Source organism: Salegentibacter lacus, from assembly GCF_020164555.1.
Taxonomy (GTDB): Bacteria; Bacteroidota; Bacteroidia; order Flavobacteriales; family Flavobacteriaceae; genus Salegentibacter; species Salegentibacter lacus.
Window position 1 is genome coordinate 1 of the sequence record NZ_JAIQZB010000112.1, and the last position, 254, is coordinate 254.

General features: G+C 40.6%; 1 protein-coding gene. It reads right to left on the reverse strand.

What is annotated here, in order from left to right; all coding sequences use genetic code 11:
* Positions 1–82 precede the first annotated feature (82 nt).
* A complete protein-coding gene (locus LB465_RS18570; RefSeq protein WP_224471330.1) occupies positions 83–247 on the reverse strand; it encodes a DUF4372 domain-containing protein in 165 nt (54 codons plus the stop codon).
* Between the last annotated feature and the right edge of the window lie 7 nt (positions 248–254).

Below are 254 nucleotides of genomic sequence, written 5' to 3' on the forward strand. Positions count from 1 at the left end.
CTTGCAAAGACTTCGCTACTACGATTCTTATTAGCATCGGACAAGGTGCTGCGTTTTGGAAAATGTTTGAGGTTTAAATGTCCTATTCGTCCCTCGCAGGCCAATAATATCGTGGATAATTCCCGCAAACACCGCTCAAAGTGGCATAGAGCATCGTTACCAAATGATCGTATGTTTTAAAACGCTTGTAATACCTGTCACTGTTATGATCAGATACTGTCCGGGTAATTATTGATGGGGAAAGCAATTTTAAT